This window comes from Lichenibacterium ramalinae (assembly GCF_004137085.1).
GTDB classification, from domain to species: Bacteria; Pseudomonadota; Alphaproteobacteria; order Rhizobiales; family Beijerinckiaceae; genus Lichenihabitans; species Lichenihabitans ramalinae.
Window position 1 is genome coordinate 1 of the sequence record NZ_QYBC01000053.1, and the last position, 3,277, is coordinate 3,277.

3 protein-coding genes are annotated in these 3,277 nt (G+C 65.2%); 1 reads left to right on the forward strand and 2 read right to left on the reverse strand.

Translation table 11 applies throughout. The features are described 5' to 3' along the window. Nucleotides 1–199: 199 nt before the first annotated feature. Complete coding sequence (locus D3272_RS26875) at nt 200–847, forward strand: recombinase family protein (protein WP_129222304.1); 648 nt, start codon at nt 200–202, stop codon at nt 845–847. 488 nt (nt 848–1,335) lie between these two features. Here the strand turns inward: D3272_RS26875 and D3272_RS26880 are convergent, their stop codons facing one another. Further along, on the reverse strand, nt 1,336–1,533 hold the full coding sequence (locus D3272_RS26880; RefSeq protein WP_129222305.1) for a hypothetical protein: 198 nt from the start codon (nt 1,531–1,533) through the stop codon (nt 1,336–1,338). Nucleotides 1,534–2,669: 1,136 nt separating this feature from the next. Beyond that, on the reverse strand, nt 2,670–3,277 hold a 608-nt coding region (locus D3272_RS26890), incomplete at its 5' end, for an NAD(P)H-dependent flavin oxidoreductase (RefSeq protein ID WP_207210336.1).

Genomic DNA, 3,277 nt, shown 5'->3' on the forward strand with positions numbered 1-3,277 from the left:
AGGTGAAGTGGTCGCGATGGGCCATGGTGAGATGCCGGATAGCGTGGGCGCGCGCCCACTGTCCAAGATATGTGCCGGGCGGGGCTGGCGGTCAAATCTGCCCCATAAATCTAGAAAATCCTCCATCGACGTCCTTGAGCGTAGATCGACGTTAATCCATAACGTTCCTGTCAACAAATGTTGATGGGAGCGTTAAGCCATGGCGGACGGCAACTTCGTCACTTACTGCCGCGTCAGCACCGCCCGGCAGGGCCGGTCCGGGCTCGGTCTCGCCGCCCAGCGCTCCGCCGTTGTCGGCTACCTCAATGGCGGAGCCTGGCGCGTCGTCGGCGAGTTCGTCGAGGTCGAATCCGGGCGCAAGTCCGACCGGCCGGAACTGGCCAAAGCCTTGGCCTGCGCGCGCCTACACCGTGCCGCCCTCGTCGTGGCCAAGGTCGACCGGCTCACGCGCTCACTGGCGTTCCTATCGAGGCTGTTGGAGGCCGGCGTGGATGTTCGGTTCTGCGACCTGCCTCAGATCGAGGGGCCCACGGGTCGGTTCATGCTCCAGCAAATGGCGTCGGTGGCGGAGCTTGAGGCCGGCATGATCGGGGACCGGACCCGAAAGGCCTTGGCGGCGGCGAAGGCACGCGGCGTGAGGCTCGGGGGTCTCCGCCCCGGTGTCGAGATGACGGCCGAGATCCGGGCTATGGGGACAGCCGCGAAGACCGCCCAGTCCCGGGCCCGAGCTGCCGACCTCGCACCCACCATCGCGTCCCTGCAGGCTGAGGGCGTCACGACCCTCGCGGCTCTTGCTGCCGCCCTGACGGAGCGCGGGATCCCGACTGCTCGCGGCGCCTCAATATAGTCGCCGATGCAGGTCAGCAGGGTGTTGAGGGCGGCATGATGTCATCTGCGCTGCTCTGACGGGTCCAGGTTGGCGCGCGATCGTTAACAACCTGTTGCCGGCGATCGGCGCCCGGAAGCGGACCCCTAGGAGATGTCCCTAGGAGATCCGCTCAGACGATCGCGACCGCGGCCCCGCCGAGGGTGTGTGTCGCCAGCGAGGCCGCGGGGCGCAGCTGGTGCCTGACTGCGCCACGATGAGAACTGGCGCGCTCGGTTGTTCGTCGGAGGTGATGAGGCATTCGGGCGCGGTCAGCATCGTCGAGCATCCACTCACTCGCAGAGCAAGTGCTCGCGACATCGCTCAAGCTTGCCCCGCATCGGCTCCGACTGCGCGATCCGGGACACCGCACAGCATGCCGGCCGCGGTGACGAGCGACGCGGAGAGCATGAAATTGCGGTCGAGATGGTGGCGAGCGCGCGATCGGCGCCGAGGTCGTCCGCGCCTCATCATAGCGTCGGGCAGCGCTTCACCGCCTCCCACGACGCCTCGACCATGCGTCGCGTGTCATCGATGAGGTCGTACATCTGTCGGATGTGGTTGCGTGTCTCGATCCCGGTAGCGCATGCTTCGCCTGCGATGGTCCGGGTCTCGGCTCTGGGGGGCCTGGCACGCGCGAGAATCGCGTCCGGCTTTGCGTAGCGCATGACCACCTCCATCGTCTATTCATGGCCGGTTGAAGGCGAAACGCCCGCCAGCGGGCCAGGAACAGGCTCATGGCTGGGACTGCTGGGTGCGGGCGGCTGTGACCGACCGATGATGACCCGCACGGCGCGGATGGTCTCGGATGCCGTGGCCTTGGCGTCGACCGTGGCGGGGAGCAACGGTTGATAGGTGTATGGCGGTCTGGGCTGGGGCATCCGCGGATGATGCCGCCACCGTCCGATGCCGCAATCACATGAGACATGATCCAAACATCACGTCCGTGTGACCGCGCCGACATAGCCGGGCCGGTCAATCCGCGCCGTGGTGATCCGGGACACCGCACAGCATGCCGGCCGCTATGATGAGCGTCGGCATCATGACCACCGCGAGCTGATGGAGCACGCCGGCCGGCTCAGTCGACCGGGGCGAGGCGCGCCAGCACTGCGAACAGCGACACGGCGAGGATGATGATGCTCAGGCCTGCGATCGTCATGCGGATGTCACTGGGGCTCGATGTGAACGATGGATCTCGCCTGACGAATGCAGCGCCTCTGTCGGATGTTGCGGTGCAACATGGGCTGTCGCGTTCAGTTGGCGCTTGCCCGTGCTGAACGCCAGTCCTTGAACACCAACCGTGGTTCAGCAGAGTCGGTTTCGAGATTTTGAACGCGTCCGGCGCATCGTCCCAGAGCCTAGTTGAACGCGAGCGTGCTGCACGGGCAGTGCCCCGCCCCCAAGGGGTATCTTATGATATGCTGCTTGCATGAGTGCGGAAGAAACTGAACTTGAGATGGTCCAGCGCCACGTCCGACAGGGCGAGCGGACCCTCGCCAATCAACGGGCTCTCATAGCGCGACTAGGCACCCTCGGCAGGCCAACCGAAGAGGCTGAGATCCTGCTAGCCAGCTTCGAGGACGCGCAGCGCATGCATGAAGATCACCTCGCGCGCATCCAAGGTCGGCAGGGTTAGATTGCACCTTGGCCAACCCTTCGTCTCAGGGCCATGCGGTTCCGTCGGTTCACTATGGGTATACCCAAAGCGAACCGGCGCGAAAGGCCTTGCGCTGCCCGGATCGCCCTGGTTCACTTGGAGTACACCCATAGCGAACCGAACACTCCGGCGAGTGCCGCTTGCCGTCTAGACATTCATTTCGCCTACAAGAGCCCTCATGAGATCGGAGGCCGGAAGCTCGCGTGCGAGTGGCGCACCTTGTCCAGCCCACTGCGCCGCAAACTCGTAATTGCCGTCCTTGGCGGCAATCGCGTTGAGCTGCTTCGCCACATCATAGGCCATGGGATACGCGGCCGAAGGTGGCGCTCCGGTCGTCTCGGCATGGGTGATCAGGTGGTTGACGATCCCGCGCGCCGGACGTCCGGATAGACCTGATGTCAGCCGCGTCACGCCCGCGCGCTCGCTTTTGAGACTTGTGCGGTAGGCAGCGTTGGCGGCCGACTCAGGGCAAAGAATGAATGCCGTACCAAGCTGTGCGCCGGCGGCGCCAAGATCCAGCGCCGCCTTGATCCCCTGGCCATCCATGATGCCGCCCGCAGCGACGATCGGCAGCTTCGTCCGTGTTGCGAGCAACCGGACCAGCACGGCCGTGCTCAGGCGCTCGTCGACAGCTTTGGGATCGAACATGCCGCGGTGGCCGCCGGCTTCGATGCCCTGAGCTCGACTTTGGCCAATCAGGCGGTCAGGTCTGTGCGGGTTGACGAAGCGAGCGGGTGGGTGAGGCTGGCAGGGTT